Here is a 16,849-nt window from a genome sequence, read left to right on the forward strand (position 1 = left end):
TTGATAGCCCCGCCCAGCCCAGCCCTTCATCGGTGCAAACCAGTTGGCGCGGACTGCCAGATACGGCGCCGTCAGTCTGTCGGGGTATGGGCTTCGAGGAGATCGCGAAGCGCCAGGTGTCATTCAAAAGACAAGAAGGGGTCCGGATCGGCATCTGCCAAACTTTGGGACAGATGCCGATCCGGATTTGCGGTTATTCTCCGAAAGGAATCCGCAGCGTGGCACCATAAGTGGCCGGCGGAGCGTAGATTGACGTGACGCCCAGAATGCCCAGATTCAGTGCATAGGCGCGATAGGCCTGATTGAACACATTACGGCCCCATGCGGTAAGCGAGATGCCGGTACCTTCATGGCGATAGGTCAACGATGCGTTCGTGACGTTGTACGCCTTCTGCACCGAGCCCAGTCCGTTGGTCACTTCGAGGAACTGGTCATCGTACCAGACGCCATCGACCTGCGCCGCGATGTTGCCACCGGCCGCGTCGAAATTGTACCGGAACAGGTAGTTGAAGCTGAAACGCGGTGCATTGGGCAGTTCGGCTCCGGTGATGTCCTTTTGCGGGAAATCACAACGGAATACCCCGCCAAGGTTCGTGCAGTACTGTGAATCCGGGGCGCCCGGGAACAGTTCGGGGCCGAACTGCACGTCGGTTGCCGGGATCTTGTCGACCGACGAAGTCTGCCAGGTTGCACCGAGCACGGCATCGAAATTGCGTGACGGTGACAGGAATGCCTCCAGTTCGGCACCAGTCGAGTGCGCGTTGCTGTTGAAGACGTGCGGAACGCCGCCAGCCAGCGAGAAGGCCTGGTAGTCATCGTAGATGTAGTGGAAGATGGTGCCGTTGAGGCGCATCATTCCGCCCAGGAGCGAGGCCTTGAAGCCACCTTCGAGGCTGTTCAGAGTCTCGGGACGATGGCGGAAGTCCTTCGGCTGGATCGACGAGGACAAGGACCAGTTGCCGCCCTTGATGCCGCGGTTCCACGACGCGAACAGCAGTGTACTCGGCGTCAGCTGGAAGTTGAGCGAGACGCGCGCGGCCCAGTCGCCATAGACTTCGCGATTCACGCCCGGGGCTTCCGCAAGGAAATCCTGGTCGGTGAAGAGCAAGACCGGATCCGGTTGCGGGGCAAAAGTCGGGTCCGACAGGATCGCGGCATAGTCGATCCGCTTGTGATCCTTGGAGTAGCGTCCGCCCAGGGTGAGCGACAGCCTGTCGGTGAAATTGATGTCACCTTGAGCGAAGATCGACCAGTTCTTCGAATGGATCACGTACTGTTGGGCGACGGTGGGAAGCGAGTATCCGCCGTTGCTCGCGATCGCCAGATCGATGATCGGTACGCCGGTTACTGCGTGCGAACCATCGTACTTCATGTCGAGGTAGTAGCCGCCGACCTGCCACTTGAGCATGTCACTCTCGCCGGCAAGCCGCGTCTCTTGGGAAAACTGGTGGAAATTGACCCGCGAGTCGACGTTGACGATCGTGAACGGCAACGCGTCACCGTCTTCGGCGTAAACCTTGTCCATGGTGAGGTAGTTGGTGATCGATGTCAGTTCGACTCCACCGAACTTCCAGTCAAGCTGGCCCTGATAGCTGTTCATCACCCGGTCGAAGCTGCCGCGTCGTTCGCCAAAGTGCTCCCAGGGGGAAGCCTTCTCGGAGGTGATGCCGTTGATCACGCCGTTCTGATCGTCGCTCAGGCCGGCGGCGTTCGTGTTGCAATAGCCATTGTCGAGATAGACGCAGTTCTCGAAGACATAGCCGCCAGTGGCGACGTGATTGTCTTCAGCGTGCTTGTACCACAAGCTGAGCGTGGCATCGGGAGTAAGATCGACCTGGAGGTTGGCGCGAGCGGCCCAGCCGTTCTTGCCGCCAAGATCCTGTCCGCTGCCCGGGATCACCCCAAGACCGAGCGCCGTGGCGTCGGTATCGCGTGACTTGATGTAGCCGTCGGCCTTTTCGACGCGTCCTGCAACGCGCAGACGAACCCCATCGACGAGCTTGCCGCCTGCCGCGCCTTCGATCGACCAGGAGTTGAAACGGCCGTATTCGCCCTGAGCATAACCGTTCAAGTTATCGGAGCTGGCGTCTTCGCTGAGATAGTGGATCAGACCGCCTGTTGCGTTGCGCCCGAACAGCGTGCCCTGCGGACCGCGCAGAACTTCGACCCGCTTGATGTCGAACAACTGGCCTGCAACTGCGTTCATCGAGGCGACATAGGCATTGTCCTGATAGACAGCGACCGGTGCCTCGAGATTGTCGGTGAAGTTGTTCTGTGAAATGCCACGCAGGCTGAAGATGGTCAGATTGGGTGAATAGGCGTTGACCCGAAGTGACGGAATCTGTTGCGTGATCTGAGTGGTGTCGGTGATGCCCAGTCGGTCGATCTGCTCGCCGGAGAACGCGCTGACCGAGATCGGCACCTTCTGCAAGTTTTCGCTTCGCTTGTTGGCGGTAACGACAATTGTATTGGCGACGCCCCCGGAATTCGATGTGGATAGCGAGGAGTCGTCCTGGGCCTCGGCGTCTTGAGCGAAGGATTGGACCGGGCCGAGCAGCCCTGCAGTAGATAACATCAGCGCCGCCATACGGGCAGCCTTGTGCGTGTTCATCATCGTATTTTTCTCCCTGAGTGCGCGACCGTGCTTCCCTCTTACTTATGCACTTGGCGCCGCGCGCGACTGTCCAATTGTGTTGAACGTCGCTTGGTATTGCACGGTTTACAGTTCATGGCAATTCGGCTTTATTGTTGCGAAATAGAAACGGCGTTTGATCGTTGATTCGTTGGGCCTAATCCGCAGAGATCTGCGTGCTTTGTCAACGTGAACGCCGGAATTGATGGTATGTAAAGGCACCGACGGGTTATGCGAATCAGCAGAAGGCCGACCGTGCTGAGTTGTGGTTTTACGAACCGCACGGCCACGACCGTCGAGTTTGGGCATGCGGTGACGTAAGAGGGAAAGGAAACGTCAGTAATGCAAAGTGCCACCAGCGAAATGGCCGCCTGCGCGCTACCCAGCGCAGGAGAAAGCGCTTCAAGTGCCGCCGAACTGATCCGCCGGGCGCGTGAATTGGTCCCAGTCTTGCGTGAACGTGAGGCCAAGGCCATCGCTGACCGGCAGGTATCCGAAGAGACGATCCGCGACTTTACCGAAGCGGGCTTCTTCAAAGTGCTTCAGCCCAAGCGTTATGGCGGCTACGAGATGTCGCCCGCTGTCTATTGCGAGATTGCCAAGACTCTGGCCGAAGGCTGCATGGGCAGCGCCTGGGTTTACGGTGTGGTCGCCGTTCACAACTGGCAACTGGCGCTGTTCGATCCGCAGGCCGCCGAAGATGTCTGGGGCGAGGACGGCAGCGTCCTGATCAGTTCTTCCTACATGCCCACGGGCAAGGTGACAAAGGTCGAGGGCGGATTTCGCCTGAGCGGGCGCTGGGCCTTTTCCAGCGGATCGGCGCATTGCGACTGGGTCATCCTCGGTGCGAACATGGTTGTCGATGATGGGGGGCCAGAGCCTTTCAACTTTCTCGTGCCGCGCGCGGACTACGAGATCGTCGACACCTGGAACGTGATGGGCCTGGCGCCGACCGGCAGCAATGATATCGTCGTCAACGACGCCTTCGTTCCCGCCCACCGCGTGATCCGGGAAAAGGACATGTTCCGGCTCGACTGCCCCGGCATGGCAGCCAATCCTGGCGCGCTTTACCGCATTCCTTTCGCGCAGTTGTTCAATCGCACGGTCTCGACCACTTCGATCGGCTCCTTGCGCCGTGCGCTGGATACCTTTGTCCAGACGACGCGTGACAAGCGCGCCACATATTCCGGTGCGCGTCTTGCCGAAGATACGACGATCCAGGAAGCGGTGGCCGAGGTCAAGGTCATCCTCAATGACCTCGAACTACGCCTTGCGAGCGATCTCGCTGAACTGGAGCGGCGCGCGGAGGCCAATGACTGGCCGATCGAAAGGCGGGTCGAACTGGGGCATCACACGACTTCGATGGTCAGCCGCTGCGTGACGGCGATCGACTTGCTCATGCTGTTCTCGGGCGGCAAGGCGATCTACCTCGGCAACCCCATTCAGCGCGCGTTCCTGGACATCCACTGCGCTCGTGCGCACGTTGCCAACAATCCCTATCCCTACGCCCGCAATGTCGGTGCGGTGGCGTTTGGCTTCGAGAACGACTGCCTCGACCTGTAAGGGATCAGATCGCAGATGCCAGTGCGAGGAGATTGGCTGACGACTGTTCATCGTCGTCGGCCATCTCCTCACGCACGAAGTCCACGAAGGCGCGAACTTTCGAAAGCGCATAGTTGCCGCGCGGGAAAATGATGTGCAGCGGAATGCGCTCTGTCACCAGATCCGGCAATAGCGGGTCGAGCCTGCCTTCGGCAATGTCGTCCTCCACCAGGAACCGCGGCAGGTAGCTGATCCCCAGCCCCTCGAGCGTGGCTTCGCGCGCCATCCGCACCGAGTTGCTTGTCAGTGGCCCGCGATTGATGGCAACGGTCACATCCTCCGACAGGCGCCATTCGCCCACCTTGGAGATGTGCGTCTCCGCTATGCAGGTGTGGTCCTTGAGATCGTGCGGCGCGTTGGGCTTGCCTGCGCGCGCGAGGTAGTCGCGCGATGCCACCAGCACCATCGGGTAATTGCGCAGGCGCACGGAATCGAGCGTGGAATCGAAGGTGTCGCCCATCCAGAACGCCACGTCGAAGCGTCCTTTGATCAGATCAACTTTGCTGTCCGACAGGTTCACGAAGAGCCGGACATCGGGGTAGGTCTGGAGGAAGCGCGGCAGGATCGAAGTCAGGTCGAACAGCGAGGAGACGACCGGCGCATTGATCTTGAGTTCGCCGCGCGGGCGCGAGATCATGCCGCTGATGATCTGGTTTGCCTCGCTCACTTCCTCGACGATGCGTGCGCAGCGGGCATACATCTCGCGTCCGGCGGGCGTCAGGGTGACCGAGCGGGTGGTGCGGTCCAGCAGACGTACGCCGATGCTCTGTTCGAGTTTCGCAATCTGGCGGCTGACAGCTGCCTTTGAATAGCCCAGCATGTTGGCTGCGCTGGAAAAGCCGCCCGTGCTGACGACAGCCGCGAACGACATCATGGCCATCACGTTACCGAGGTCTGGTTTTTCGTCCATGATTTCTCCTCTTCCAGGCAGAGCATCAAGTCAATGGTGCGGGCGCGCGGCAACCGGCCGAGTTCGGACTCGTGATCTTCGATATTGTTCACTAAACGAAAAAAACGCATCGAATACACTAAGACTGTTGCATATTTGGACCGACTGCGCAATGCCTCGCAAAACATGAAGTGCAGCCCTGATTCGATAAACGATGCGGGCAAAGAATGGAGATACCCAATGTCGTCTCAGCTTTCCCAAGCCGCGCTGCGCGATCAGCGCAGCCAATTCCACCCGTTCACCGCGATTACCGATCTCATGGCTGACGGGCCTACGGTCATGGCAAGCGGTTCGGGCGTTCGCGTTACGGATGTGGACGGCAAGGAATACCTCGACGGCATGGCCGGCCTCTGGTGCGTGAATCTGGGTTACGGCCGCAAGGAGATCACCGAGGCGATCGCCCGCCAGAGCGAACGCCTGTCGTTCTTTCACACGTTCAACGGCATGTCGACCGACGTGGTTGCCGAATGTGCCGAAGCGCTGCTCGAGCGCGCACCGGTGCCGATGTCGCGCGTGTTCTTCGGCGCTTCCGGCAGCGACGCCAACGAAACCCAGCTCAAGCTGATCTGGTACTACAACAACCTGCGCGGCAAGCCGGAAAAGAAGAAGATCATTGCGCGTTGGAATGCCTATCACGGTTCGGGCGTGGCCACGGCCAGCCTGACGGGCCTGCCCGGCATGCATACCCTGTTCGACCTTCCCAAGGGTCCGATCATTCACGTCAGCGCGCCGTACTATTATCGCAAGGCGCCCGAAGGCATGAGCGAGCGTGAATTCTCGCGCCAGCTGGCCAAGGAACTGGAAGACGTGATCGAGCGCGAGGGCGCCGACACCATCGCGGCCTTCTTCGCTGAAGCGGTCATGGGCGCCGGCGGGCTTATCCCTCCCCCGGAAGGTTATTTCGAAGAGATCGGCGCGATCCTCAAGAAGCACGACATCCTGCTGGTGGCGGACGAAGTCGTCTCCGGTTTCGGCCGTCTCGGCACGTACTGGGGCAGCCAGACCTACGGCTATGAACCCGACCTGATTACCTCGGCCAAGGGCGTGACCTCGGGCTACTTCCCGATGTCGGTCTGCTTCATCTCGCCCAAGGTCTGGGACGTGATCGAAGGCGAGGCTGCCAAGGCCGGACTGTTCGGCCATGGCTACACCTATTCCGCGCATCCGGTTGGCGCTGCAGCGGCACTCGCCGCGCTCAAGCTGATCGACGAACTCAAGGTGGTGGACAATGTGGCCGACGTCGGCCCTTACATGCTCCAGTCGCTGAAGGATCGTCTGGGCCAGCATGCCAATGTCGGCGACATTCGCGGTCAGGGCCTGATGATCGGTATCGAACTGGTCAAGGATCGCGCCACCAAGGAAGTTCTGCCGATGGCAGACCGTACCGGTCGCCAGGTGCTCAAGGCAGCGGCGGAACGCGGCCTGATCACGCGCGCTCTGGGCGACACCCTGGTTTTCGCTCCGCCGCTTGTCATCAATCGTGCCGAAGTCGATGAACTTGTCGACAAGTTCGCGCTCGCGGTCAGTGACGTGCTTCCGGCCTGATCGCAAACGGTAAGATAGCCGGGGAGAGGGCGCACCGATGAACCAGACAATACCTATCGATTCGACTGCGCCCACTGGCGGCGATGTCGTGCGGCTAACAACCCAAGGCTTGGCAAGTGCCATTGGCGTTGGGATCATCGGGGCGCTCGTCATCTTCGCCACTCCCGGTTTTCTTGCGCTGGTGGCGCAGCAGACCGGGTTTGACAACGACCAACTCGGTTACCTGGCGGCGTGGGACATCAACGCCATGGGTGTGACCATCGGCCTCAGCACTTTCGCATTGTCGAGGGTGCGGTGGCGGTTGGCGGTAGCGGTCGGGCTGGTCCTGATCGCGGCCGGGAACCTGCTTACCGGCCTTGCTACGGATTTCGTGGCAATGGCTGCTTCCCGCGTCGTTGCCGGGGCAGGCGAAGGAATTGCCGTTGGCTTTTCCTTCGCCGCCCTCGGGCGCGCACGCAATCCTGACCGCGCTTTCTCGATCTACCTGGTCGCAGGGGCCCTGGTCAGCTCGCTGTTCCTTTACGCATTGCCGGAAATTCAGGCCAACTTCGCTCCGCGCACGATCTTTGTCGCGATTGCGGTGGCAAGCCTTGCCATCATCCTGTCGCTCAAGTCTCTCCCGGACGGATCCGTGGATGAAGTGGATGTTTTCGCCAGTGGTGGCGCCGTACTGGACCGGCGCCTCGCGTCCGGATCCCTGATCGGCGTGTTTCTGCTCTTCTTCGCGATGGGCGCGGGCTGGACATATGCCGAGCGCATCGGTCAGGAGAGCGGCATTCCTGTCGGCACGATCGCCAGCGGACTTGCAATCGGCACGATGTCAGCGGTCGTCGGGGCCGCATTGGCCGGGATGTTGCCGCAGCGCTGGGGTCGGACGGGGCCCTTGATCGTGAGCTGCGTAATCGGCGTGATCGGCTTCCTGATGTTCACGGGCACCGTGACCCAAAGCGCCTTCGTCATCGCCTGCGGGCTCATGATGTTCAGCTGGAACTTCGCCCAGCCCCTGCTTTCCGGGATCTGTTCGGAGGCATGCGGTCGCGGCCGTGTGGTCTGCGCGATGGGGGCTATCCAGACTTTCGGGACCGGTCTTGGCCCTGCAGCTGCGGCGGCTTCGCTTGCGACCGGTAGCTTCAACCTGATGCTCTATGCCTGCTGCGTGGTGACCGTCTGCAGCACGATTGCGACAATCATCGGTATTTCACGCAAGTCTGCCTGAGCCTTTCCGCTTGTAGGCAAATTGAAAGGGCGCCGACCGCGAGGCCGACGCCCTTTTCTTTTGGCGGAAGTTTCTCTTCTGCTTAGAGGAAGACTGCGCGGGACAGGCCGCCATCGACAGCGATGGATTCACCGGTCACGCCGCTGCCGAGCTTCGAGCAGAGGAACACGATCGGGTCGGCCACTTCCTCGACCTCGAGCATGCGCTTGAGAGCTGCAGGAGCTGCGGCTTCGCGTTCGACAATGGCGTCGACGGTCGTGCCTTCGTCCTGTGCCATCTCCGCAAACCATTCCTCGATGTGCTCGGTGCGGGTGACGCCGGGATGGATGATGTTGACGGTGATGCCATCCTTGCCGACTTCATCCGACAGCGTCTTGGTGAAGTGCACCAGTGCCGTGTTGCGCATGCCCGAGAGGGCCTCGGTGCAACGTGCGGTCAGGCCGCCGACGTTGACGATCCGGCCCCATCCGGCCTTGCGCATGTGCGGGACGCAAGCCTTGGCGGTGCGGAAATAGCCGAAGAGCTTGGTGTTGAGGTCGAGCATCAGCGCGTCCTCGTCGGCTTCCTCGATCGCGTTGCGCACCAGGCCGCCAGGTGCGGCCGCGCAGTTGACGAGAATGTGCACGGCGCCGAAGCGTTCGACGGCCGCGGCGACGAGCGCTTCGACCGATTCCTTCGAGGTCGTGTCGGTGGGCACGGCGATGATCTCGCCCCCGGTGCTGTTGCGCAGTTCCTCGGCCGCGGCTTCCAGCTTCGATGCGGTCCGTGCCGCAATCACAACCTTCGCCCCCGCGAGCGCCAGCTTGCGTGCCGTTTCCTTGCCGATGCCCACACCACCACCGGTGATGACGGCAACCTTACCTTCCAGTCCTAAATCAAGGCTCATTTACAGATCTCCGTATGATACTCATGCTAAAAGGGATACGCGTGCGACTTCGATGCCATTGAATGCGGCGCTGACCGAATCCCCGGCACTGATCGGAGTGGCGCCGGTGCAGCTTCCCGCCGAAACGAGCTGTTCGCGGCGTAGACCGCCCTCGCCATTGTCGCAAAGCCAGTTGGCCAGCCACACCAGCGCATCGAGCGGATTGCCCATGACGCGCGTGGTGGAGCCGTTCTCCTGCACTTCGCCGTTGAGCGCGATCGAAACCGGCATGTCGGCATAGCTGTCTTCCCATTGTGCGGAAAGACGAGCGCCCAGAACCAGCGCATGCCCCATCGCATTGTCAGCCACCAGCAGCCCCAGGGGCATGTCACTGGTGGTATAGCGCGGGGCTGCAAGTTCGATGCCGGCGTAGAGCGCCTGGATCGCGGGAAGGACGGTCTCCCGGGTATAAGGGGTGTCCTTCGGCGGCAGGTCATGCCCGATCTCGAATACAAGTTCCGCTTCCGCGAACATCTCGGGCCAGGCCTGGCGGGTCTGCGTGCCGTTGTTGAGGATCGCGCTTGCGGCCAGGCGTCCGACGATAGGCTCGTCCGTGCCGAATGCGTCGCGCGCCTGGGGTGTTGTCAGGGCCAGCTTCCATACCATCACCGGCAGATTGGTCGTGCGCATGATCGCGCGCTGCACGTCATAGGCCTCTGCGAGCGAGGGCTCGTTTGCCGGCAGTGGAAGCGGGGTCCCGGTTCTGCGGGCGGCCGCCAATATGCTTTCAAGAGTATTCCCGGACTGAGTCACGCTGTCATTCTCCCAGTTCTAACCAAGGGATCGCCCAGCATCGCCGGGAGCTAATTGTCGATCTTATGAAACAACCAGAGATAAAAAACTAGTATTGTTTACTCCATGAAGGTGCGCTATCAGACGATTCGATGATGACAAACCATGGCCGGTTGAACCCTATGGATGTTCGCGGGCTTTGGTCTTTCCCAAGGAGGGGTGATGTCCGCAGTTGCTACCGCAAGCGCATCCGATGCGTTCTCGATCGCCGCACGGCTTGAAGCCGATCTGAAGAATTCGCCGCGTGGCCTGATTATCGACGGCAAGTCGGTTCCGGCGCGCTCTGGCAAGACCTTTGCCACGCTCAATCCTGCAACGTGCCGTGAAATCTGCCAGGTGGCGGAAGGCGGCGTGGAAGATGTGGATCTTGCCGTGCAGGCCGCTCGCCGCGCGCTGAACAATCCCGCCTGGCGTGACATGAGCGCGGTCGATCGCTCGCTGCTCCTCAACCGACTGGCAGACCTGATCGAGCGTGATGCGCAGGAACTGGCGGTGCTGGAGTGCATCGACAACGGCAAGCCTGCGGCACTCACCCAGGCGGTCGAGATCGAGGGTTCGATCAAGACCTTCCGTTACTTCGCAGGATGGCCGACCAAGTTCGGTGGTGAGACCCTGCCGGTTTCACCGCGTAGCGGGGCGAAGATTCTCAATTACACCGTGCGCGAGCCGGTGGGTGTCTGCGGCCTTATCGTGCCGTGGAACTATCCGATGTCGATGGCGGCATGGAAGGTGGCGCCGGCACTGGCTGCGGGCTGCACTGTTGTGCTCAAGCCTGCCGAGCAGACCCCGCTGACCGCCCTGCGCCTGGCCGAGCTGGCGCTCGAAGCAGGCATTCCGGCCGGCGTGTTCAACGTCATCACCGGTTTCGGTGAGGCCGGCGCCGCGCTGGTCGATCATCCGGGTGTGGACAAGGTGGCATTCACCGGTTCGACCGAGGTCGGCAAGGCGATCGTGCGCGGAAGCACGGGCAACCTGAAGAAGGTGAGCCTCGAGCTGGGCGGAAAGTCGCCGCAGATCGTTCTCCCCGACGCCGATCTGGATGCCGCCGCGGCTTCGATCGCTGCCGGCATCTTCTTCAACCAGGGCCAGACCTGCACTGCCGGTTCGCGCCTTTACGCCCACGAATCGATCCATGACGACCTGCTTGCCCGCGTCGCCGATCATGCTGCCAAGCTGACGATCGGCAACGGGCTTGATGCTGGCGTGAACTTCGGTCCGCTGGTGTCCGAAGAGCAGTGGGATCGCGTCAGCTCCTATGTCGACATCGGCGTGCGGGAAGGTGCCGAGCTGGTGTGCGGCGGCGGGCGGCCTGAAGGGCTGAACGATGGCTTCTTCTTCCAGCCGACGATCCTTGCCAATGCGGGGCGCGACATGCGCGTCGTGCGCGAGGAGATCTTCGGTCCGGTGCTGAGCGCGCTGAGCTGGTCGGATCCCGAGGATCTCGTGGCGCAGGCCAACGACTCCGACTTCGGTCTTTCCGCCGGGATCTGGACCAACAACCTCAAGCAGGCCCATCGCCTGGCAGGTGCGGTCAAGGCCGGCACGGTCTGGATCAATTGCTTCAACCTCGTTGACAACGCGACACCGTTCGGTGGCTTCAAGCAGTCCGGCTGGGGACGTGAGCATGGCCGCCAGGCGATGGAACTCTACAGCGAAGTGAAGAGCATCTGGGTCAATCTCAGCTGAGCCAGAACAAACGCCAAAAGCAGCAGGCCAGAATAGCAGGAACGGGACACTCATGAGCAGAACACTCATTGTTGCAACCGACGGACAAGCCGTCATGCGCAGCCACGATGACGGCAAAAGCTGGTATCGCATCAATATCCGGCAGGATCTGGAGTACGACGACCGCGTGCGCTGTCTCCTGGTCGATCCGGCCAACCCCGATGCGGTTTTCGCAGGCGCTGAAAAGGGCCTCTTCTACAGCGAGGATTGCGGTGTCCACTGGCGCCGGATCGACTGCGCGCTCAATGGCTACGCGGTGTGGAAGCTGGCTGTTAGCGAGAGCGATCCGAAGGTCATGTACGCCGGCACCGGCGCCCCTTCGCGATCGGCCCTGTTCCGCTCGCGCGATGGCGGGCAGACCTGGGAACAGACTTCCCTGGAAATGCCGGAATTCTGCGAAGGCGTGAATCGCCCGCGGATGCTTGCCGTGGTCGTCGATCCCGATGATGCCAACGACGTTTGGGCCGGTGTCGAGGAAGGTGGACTTTGGCGGAGCCGCGATGGCGGTGACACCTGGGACCGCATCGACACGACCTGGTCGGAGTTCGGCGGCAATTCGGACCTGCACGACATCATGATCCTGCCGCAGGATGATGGCAGCAAGGTCCATCTCGCCCTGACGGTGATCGCGCTCTACCGTTCGACCGACGGCGGCAAGACGTGGGAACGGACGCCTGCCAAGGAAGCGTGGGGCCTGCGCTATTCGCGTATCATGGTCCGCAAGCCGGGCAGTGCCACGCAGCTCGCGGTAGGCATCGGCGATGGTACGCCGGGAACGACCGCGGCGATCCTGACTTCCGACGATGCTGGCCTGACCTGGACCCGTTCGGAGCTGGACAAGCCTTCGAACTCCTGCATGTGGGCCTTCGGATCTAATCCGGCAGACCCGGATTTCCTCCTTTCCGCAAGCAAGTTCGGGTATCTCTATCGCAGCACCGACGGTGGGCGGACTTGGGCCAAGGAATGGCGCGAGTTCAACGAGATCACCGACCTGACTTGGATTCCGGGCGTTCCGGAAGATCTGGGGTTGCCGCATGTCACCAATTAAAGTCGATCGCATCGCGCACATCGTTCTCTTTGTGCGCGATCCGGAAGCCTCCGCGCAGTGGTACTGCGACGTGCTCAACATGAAGATCACGGCTCGCGCCGGCGATGGCCCCTACAAGGGCGGCGTGTTCATGAGCTTCGGCGAAAGCGACCACGACATTGCCCTGTTCAAGGCCGAGGAAGGCGCGGCCAAGGGCAAGGAGTTCGAGCATATCGGCCTGATGATGGCCGGCACCAGCATGGACGACCTGCGCGCCAACTACGACTTCTTCAAGGAGCGTGGTGTGGAGATCGCCGAGATACTCGATCACGGGGTGTCGGTAGGGATCTACTTCTACGATCCGGACGGACACATGCTTGAGGTGTTCTGCCAGAAGATTCCGCAGGCGGGTGGCCTTTCGCAGGCTGAACTCAATCGCAATCAGGGACAGGCCGATCCGATCCAACTGTGATCGGGCGTGCCGGCATTTATTGCACAAGGTATAGTGTAGGAATCTACCATGACTAATTACGCTTCCAATTTCGGCGCTTTTCACGTTCGTCGCTGGTACGCCCAGGTTCAGGAAATCTGGGCAGGCGAGACGGGTGCCGCCGCCGATGGCGCGCCCCTGTTCAAGTACATGGTCGGTGCATGCCTCAAGAACCCCTATGCCGGGCAGTACGTCGAGGACCTTTCGGCATGGATCGAAGCTTCGCCTGCGCTTGGCGAGGAATTCGGTCGGCGTCTCAACGCCCTTTCGGGCGGAGCGAAGATCGAAAGCTACGGCAAGGCGATCCTCGTCGGGCTCGACGGTGAATACGAACACGGCAATGCCCTGCTGACCAACCCTGCCGCCGATCCCGTCCGCAAGGCCGTCGGTGGTGGTGCGTCGTGGGTTCCGTCGACCGGCAAGCGCGGCGTGCCGGGCACGATCCTCGACATTCCGCTTGGTCACAAGGACGCCCTTTATGTCCGGTCGCACTACGACACCATGAGCGTGTCGTTCGATGACGGCCCGAAGGCCGATGAAGTCATCGTATGCTGGGCTTTCGCCACGCGCGGTCGTCTCAACGCACGCCTCGGTGGCCTGCGCGCAGAAGACGCCGAAGGCAACGGCCTGACCTGAAGGAAGCGTGATCTGATGTCTGCGTCTCAGGTTCCGGATATGCCGCCGTCCGCCATTTCGCTGTTGGAAGGCGAGCGGACACGCACTGTTGTCAATGGCGACGTGGGCATCCACGTGCGTGAGTGGGGATCGCCGGCCAATCCGGCGATCGTCCTGCTGCACGGTCTTCGGGGCTACTCCGGAACCTGGCGTAATCTGGCTCAGGCTCTCGGCGACCGTTTTCATCTCATCGCTTTCGACGCGCGCGGTCGCGGAGAGAGCGACTGGGATCGCGGTCGCAACTATTACACCGACGCTTACGTCACCGATCTCGAGGCCGTGGTGGCCGCGCTCGGTCTCGATCGGTTCGTGCTGATCGGGCATTCCATGGGCGGCACCACGTCCTACGTTTACGCGGCCAGCAATCCCGAACGGCTCGAGGCCTTGGTCGTCGAGGACATTACCGCCGGTTCCTCGGTTTCCGGCGAGGGCTTCGAACGGATCGTCCGGGAAATGCGGGCTCTGCCAACCCGTTTTGCGGACTGGGGCGAGGCGCGGGCCTATTGGCGCAAGCTGCGTCCCAACGTGGGCGATGTCGCCATTGAGGAGCGCCTTTGGGAAAGCATGCGCGCGCAGGAAGATGGTTCGGTGATCTGGCGCTACGACGCTGAGGGAATCGCCGAAACGCGCATCGCTCCCGACCCGGCGCGGGTGGTCGATCTTTGGCCGGTTATAGCCGCCATCGACGTGCCGACCCTGGTCATCCGGGGCGGTCGCTCCGATTTTTGCAATCTCGATGCCGTGCGCAAGCTGGAGGGGCAGAACTCCATGCTGCGCCATGCCACTGTGGATGGCGCATCGCACTATGTCCATGATGATGCACCGCAGGATTTCGTTCGACTTGTCGAAGGTTTCCTCGCCGGGGTGAGCGCCCGTGCAGCAATTGATGGGCGCACAAGACAGGAACAGACAGCATGAGCGAACAATCTCCGCGCAGCGAGCGCACCGGCGCGGACGTGATGTTCGATGCCCTCTTCGAAGGAGGGTCGACGATCTGCTTCGCCAATCCGGGTACCACCGAGTTGACGATGGTCAGTGCCTTGGCGCGCAATGGCAAGATCCGTTCGGTTCTCAGCCTGTTCGAAGGTGTCTGCACCGGGGCAGCTGACGGATACGCGCGTGTCTCGGGCAAGGTTCCGATGACGCTGCTGCACCTCGGCCCAGGCTTCGCCAACGGCATTGCCAACCTGCATAATGCCCGTCGCGCCGGTTCGCGTATCATCAACCTGATTGGCGATCATGCGACCTGGCATCTGGAATACGATGCTCCGTTGACGTCCGACATCGAATCGCTGGCCTCCCCGGTTTCACGGCAGGTCATTCGCATGGCCTCGACCGGGGCCATCGCTGCCGATGTCGATGCCGCTTTCGCCGCGACGTGCGAAGCGGAAGGCGGAGCGGCAACGCTTGTCGTCCCGACCGATGTGATCGATGCGGCCGCGGTTGGTGATAAGGCGCAGCTTGTGGCCCGCGAATGGGCAGGCACTCCGGTAGATGCCGGCGTGATCAGCCAGGCGCGGGCGGCACTGGACGGGGCGGACGATGTGATCGTCCTGCTGGGTGGCAATGCCCTGTGCGAGGCCGGCATCCGTGCCGGTGCGGCACTGGCGGCGCATCTTGGCGGGCGACTGCTGATGGAGCCTTACCCTGCTATCGTGACGCTGGGCGGTGACCTTCCGGCGGTCGAACGGCAGGCCTATTTCCCTGACGATGTGATCGCGCAGATGGGCTCTGCCAAGGTCGTGCTTGCCGGATCGCGCATGCCGATCAGCTATTTCGGCTATGAAGGTTATCCCAGCCAGCTCGTCGTCGAGGAAAATCTAGTAAGGCTTGCCGGCCCCGAACACGATGCCGTCGCAGCGCTCGAGCAGTTGTGCGAGGCTTTTGATGCCGCCACGCTGCCGGTGCAGCCCGCGGCAGAACCGGCACTTGCGACGGGTGATCGCGATGCCGCTCTGACTCCGGCGCTGGTGATCGAGGAACTGATCGCCCAACTGCCAGAAGACACCATCATTTCGCTGGAAGGCTCGACCCTGGGTGGACCGTGGCTGCGCAACGCGCATCGCGCGCGTCGCCATCGGGTGATGACCAATACCGGCGGAGCGATCGGGCAGGGGCTGCCCTGTGCGGTGGGTGCGGCCCTGGCGGCGCCCGAATCCCGGGTCGTCTCGCTTCAATCCGACGGCAGCGCTCAGTATACTTTGCAGTCGTTGTGGACGATGGCGCGTGAAAAGCTGCCGGTGACTGTCATCATGGCTGCGAACCATCGTTATGCCATCCTGCAGACCGAGCTGACGCGTGCGGAAGCGCCTCTGGACGATACCGTGATCGCCGGGCTGACCAAGCTCGACAATCCGCGCGTGGACTGGGTGTCGCTGGCGGCTGGCTATGGCGTGAAGGCTATCAAGGTCACAACTTCGGGTGAACTGGCTGCGGCTCTCAGCGAAGGTCTTGCCCTTGACGGGCCGCTGCTGATTCAGGCGGAACTGCCTTGAGCACGGCACCGGTAGCCATCGTCACGGGTGGCAGTGGAGGAATCGCCCCGGGGATCGTGCGTGAACTGTGCGCGGCTGGTTTCAGAGTCGTGATTACCGCACGAAGCCTGGAGCGGCTTGAAGCAGCTGCACGGTCCTTGGAAGCGCACGGTCAAGTCGTCCCGCTTGTATCGGATGCAACCAGTCCGGAGCAGATTGCTCTCATGGTCGAAGCGACGCTCGATCGCTTCGGCCGGATTGACGTGCTGGTCAACGCCGCGGCGAGTTCGAATCCGATCGGTGGCGCGATCGAGGATGTCGACGTCGATCTGCTGATTACCGATGTAGACACAAAGGTCGGCGGGTATTTGCGCTATACTCAGGCCGTTGTGCCGGCGATGAAGGCGCAAGGTTCGGGACACGTCATCAATATCGGAGGCCTGACCGGGCGGTCCAGCGACACGCTGAGCGGACTTCGCAATGTCGCGGTTTCGCACCTGACGAAAGTGCTGTCGGACCAGCTTGGTCCATTCGGCATCACCGTCAATGCGGTGCATCCCGGTATTGTGCGGACACCGCATCTGGACGAACTCTTTGTCGAGTTGGCGCACGAGCGCGGTGTCGACAGTGCGATCGTCGAGGCGGAGTTCACGGCCGATATTCCCACCGGCTCAATCCTGGATGTCGAGGCGGTCGGACGGCTTGTCACGTTTATCGCGACGGCACCGAATGCGGCGGTCACCGGACAGTCGCTTACCGTCGATGGCGGCTATTCGCGCGGTATTTACCTCTAGGAT

Annotated in this window: 14 protein-coding genes; 10 read left to right on the forward strand and 4 right to left on the reverse strand. The window is 61.6% G+C overall.

Annotated elements, in window-relative coordinates; translation table 11 throughout:
* Window positions 1–193: 193 nt before the first annotated feature.
* Window positions 194–2,614, reverse strand: coding sequence for a TonB-dependent receptor (locus tag B5483_RS08550; protein ID WP_176167985.1), 2,421 nt, complete (start codon window positions 2,612–2,614; stop codon window positions 194–196).
* Between the two features lie 360 nt (window positions 2,615–2,974).
* On the opposite strand from B5483_RS08550, the gene B5483_RS08555 reads away from it, so the two are divergent.
* The gene (locus tag B5483_RS08555; protein WP_079730072.1) at window positions 2,975–4,195 is read left to right on the forward strand and encodes an acyl-CoA dehydrogenase family protein; all 1,221 of its coding nucleotides are present in this window, start codon (window positions 2,975–2,977) and stop codon (window positions 4,193–4,195) included.
* 4 nt (window positions 4,196–4,199) lie between these two features.
* On the opposite strand, the gene B5483_RS08560 is transcribed toward B5483_RS08555, so the two are convergent.
* Window positions 4,200–5,144, reverse strand: a complete 945-nt coding sequence (locus B5483_RS08560) for a LysR family transcriptional regulator (protein WP_231634815.1) — start codon at window positions 5,142–5,144, stop codon at window positions 4,200–4,202.
* A 219-nt stretch (window positions 5,145–5,363) separates the two neighbouring features.
* Between B5483_RS08560 and B5483_RS08565 the strand changes: the two genes are divergently transcribed.
* Both B5483_RS08565 and B5483_RS08570 read left to right on the forward strand, forming a co-directional pair.
* Window positions 5,364–6,728, forward strand: a complete 1,365-nt coding sequence (locus tag B5483_RS08565; RefSeq protein WP_054948152.1) for an aminotransferase — start codon at window positions 5,364–5,366, stop codon at window positions 6,726–6,728.
* A gap of 37 nt (window positions 6,729–6,765) precedes the next feature.
* A complete protein-coding gene (locus B5483_RS08570; RefSeq protein WP_054948153.1) occupies window positions 6,766–7,944 on the forward strand; it encodes an MFS transporter in 1,179 nt (392 codons plus the stop codon).
* An 82-nt stretch (window positions 7,945–8,026) separates the two neighbouring features.
* Here the strand turns inward: B5483_RS08570 and B5483_RS08575 are convergent, their stop codons facing one another.
* Window positions 8,027–8,830, reverse strand: a complete 804-nt coding sequence (locus B5483_RS08575) for an SDR family NAD(P)-dependent oxidoreductase (RefSeq protein WP_054948154.1) — start codon at window positions 8,828–8,830, stop codon at window positions 8,027–8,029.
* A 21-nt stretch (window positions 8,831–8,851) separates the two neighbouring features.
* Complete coding sequence (locus B5483_RS08580; protein ID WP_139383943.1) at window positions 8,852–9,622, reverse strand: 2-keto-4-pentenoate hydratase; 771 nt, start codon at window positions 9,620–9,622, stop codon at window positions 8,852–8,854.
* A 201-nt stretch (window positions 9,623–9,823) separates the two neighbouring features.
* Between B5483_RS08580 and B5483_RS08585 the strand changes: the two genes are divergently transcribed.
* Genes B5483_RS08585 through B5483_RS08615 form a run of 7 tightly spaced genes read left to right on the forward strand, consistent with a single transcriptional unit; the run spans window position 9,824 to window position 16,846 of the window.
* Window positions 9,824–11,347: an aldehyde dehydrogenase family protein gene (locus tag B5483_RS08585; RefSeq protein WP_054948156.1), complete on the forward strand. Its 1,524-nt coding sequence runs from the start codon at window positions 9,824–9,826 to the stop codon at window positions 11,345–11,347.
* Window positions 11,348–11,399: 52 nt separating this feature from the next.
* On the forward strand, window positions 11,400–12,434 hold the full coding sequence (locus B5483_RS08590; protein ID WP_054948157.1) for a WD40/YVTN/BNR-like repeat-containing protein: 1,035 nt from the start codon (window positions 11,400–11,402) through the stop codon (window positions 12,432–12,434).
* Window positions 12,421–12,885, forward strand: a complete 465-nt coding sequence (locus B5483_RS08595; protein ID WP_054948158.1) for a VOC family protein — start codon at window positions 12,421–12,423, stop codon at window positions 12,883–12,885. Before B5483_RS08590 ends, B5483_RS08595 begins: the two co-directional genes overlap by 14 nt.
* 48 nt (window positions 12,886–12,933) lie before the next feature.
* Window positions 12,934–13,539: an amino acid synthesis family protein gene (locus tag B5483_RS08600; RefSeq protein WP_054948159.1), complete on the forward strand. Its 606-nt coding sequence runs from the start codon at window positions 12,934–12,936 to the stop codon at window positions 13,537–13,539.
* Between the two features lie 15 nt (window positions 13,540–13,554).
* Window positions 13,555–14,496, forward strand: coding sequence for an alpha/beta fold hydrolase (locus B5483_RS08605; protein WP_079730073.1), 942 nt, complete (start codon window positions 13,555–13,557; stop codon window positions 14,494–14,496).
* A complete protein-coding gene (locus B5483_RS08610) occupies window positions 14,493–16,073 on the forward strand; it encodes an acetolactate synthase large subunit (RefSeq protein ID WP_079730074.1) in 1,581 nt (526 codons plus the stop codon). The genes B5483_RS08605 and B5483_RS08610 overlap by 4 nt, the downstream gene beginning before the upstream one ends.
* Window positions 16,070–16,846 (forward strand): SDR family NAD(P)-dependent oxidoreductase, encoded by a 777-nt coding sequence (locus B5483_RS08615; protein ID WP_054948162.1) that lies wholly within the window; start codon window positions 16,070–16,072, stop codon window positions 16,844–16,846. The genes B5483_RS08610 and B5483_RS08615 overlap by 4 nt, the downstream gene beginning before the upstream one ends.
* Window positions 16,847–16,849 lie beyond the last annotated feature (3 nt).

The organism is Novosphingobium mathurense (assembly GCF_900168325.1).
GTDB lineage: Bacteria > Pseudomonadota > Alphaproteobacteria > Sphingomonadales > Sphingomonadaceae > Novosphingobium > Novosphingobium mathurense.

Bases quoted from the DNA above. Each gene is read 5' to 3' on its own strand.
- B5483_RS08550 (WP_176167985.1), bottom strand. From the start codon at position 2,614: ATGATGAACACGCACAAGGCTGCCCGTATGGCGGCGCTGATGTTATCT.
- B5483_RS08555 (WP_079730072.1), top strand. From the start codon at position 2,975: ATGCAAAGTGCCACCAGCGAAATGGCCGCCTGCGCGCTACCCAGCGCA.
- B5483_RS08560 (WP_231634815.1), bottom strand. From the start codon at position 5,144: ATGGACGAAAAACCAGACCTCGGTAACGTGATGGCCATGATGTCGTTC.
- B5483_RS08565 (WP_054948152.1), top strand. From the start codon at position 5,364: ATGTCGTCTCAGCTTTCCCAAGCCGCGCTGCGCGATCAGCGCAGCCAA.
- B5483_RS08570 (WP_054948153.1), top strand. From the start codon at position 6,766: ATGAACCAGACAATACCTATCGATTCGACTGCGCCCACTGGCGGCGAT.
- B5483_RS08575 (WP_054948154.1), bottom strand. From the start codon at position 8,830: ATGAGCCTTGATTTAGGACTGGAAGGTAAGGTTGCCGTCATCACCGGT.
- B5483_RS08585 (WP_054948156.1), top strand. From the start codon at position 9,824: ATGTCCGCAGTTGCTACCGCAAGCGCATCCGATGCGTTCTCGATCGCC.
- B5483_RS08590 (WP_054948157.1), top strand. From the start codon at position 11,400: ATGAGCAGAACACTCATTGTTGCAACCGACGGACAAGCCGTCATGCGC.
- B5483_RS08595 (WP_054948158.1), top strand. From the start codon at position 12,421: ATGTCACCAATTAAAGTCGATCGCATCGCGCACATCGTTCTCTTTGTG.
- B5483_RS08600 (WP_054948159.1), top strand. From the start codon at position 12,934: ATGACTAATTACGCTTCCAATTTCGGCGCTTTTCACGTTCGTCGCTGG.
- B5483_RS08605 (WP_079730073.1), top strand. From the start codon at position 13,555: ATGTCTGCGTCTCAGGTTCCGGATATGCCGCCGTCCGCCATTTCGCTG.
- B5483_RS08610 (WP_079730074.1), top strand. From the start codon at position 14,493: ATGAGCGAACAATCTCCGCGCAGCGAGCGCACCGGCGCGGACGTGATG.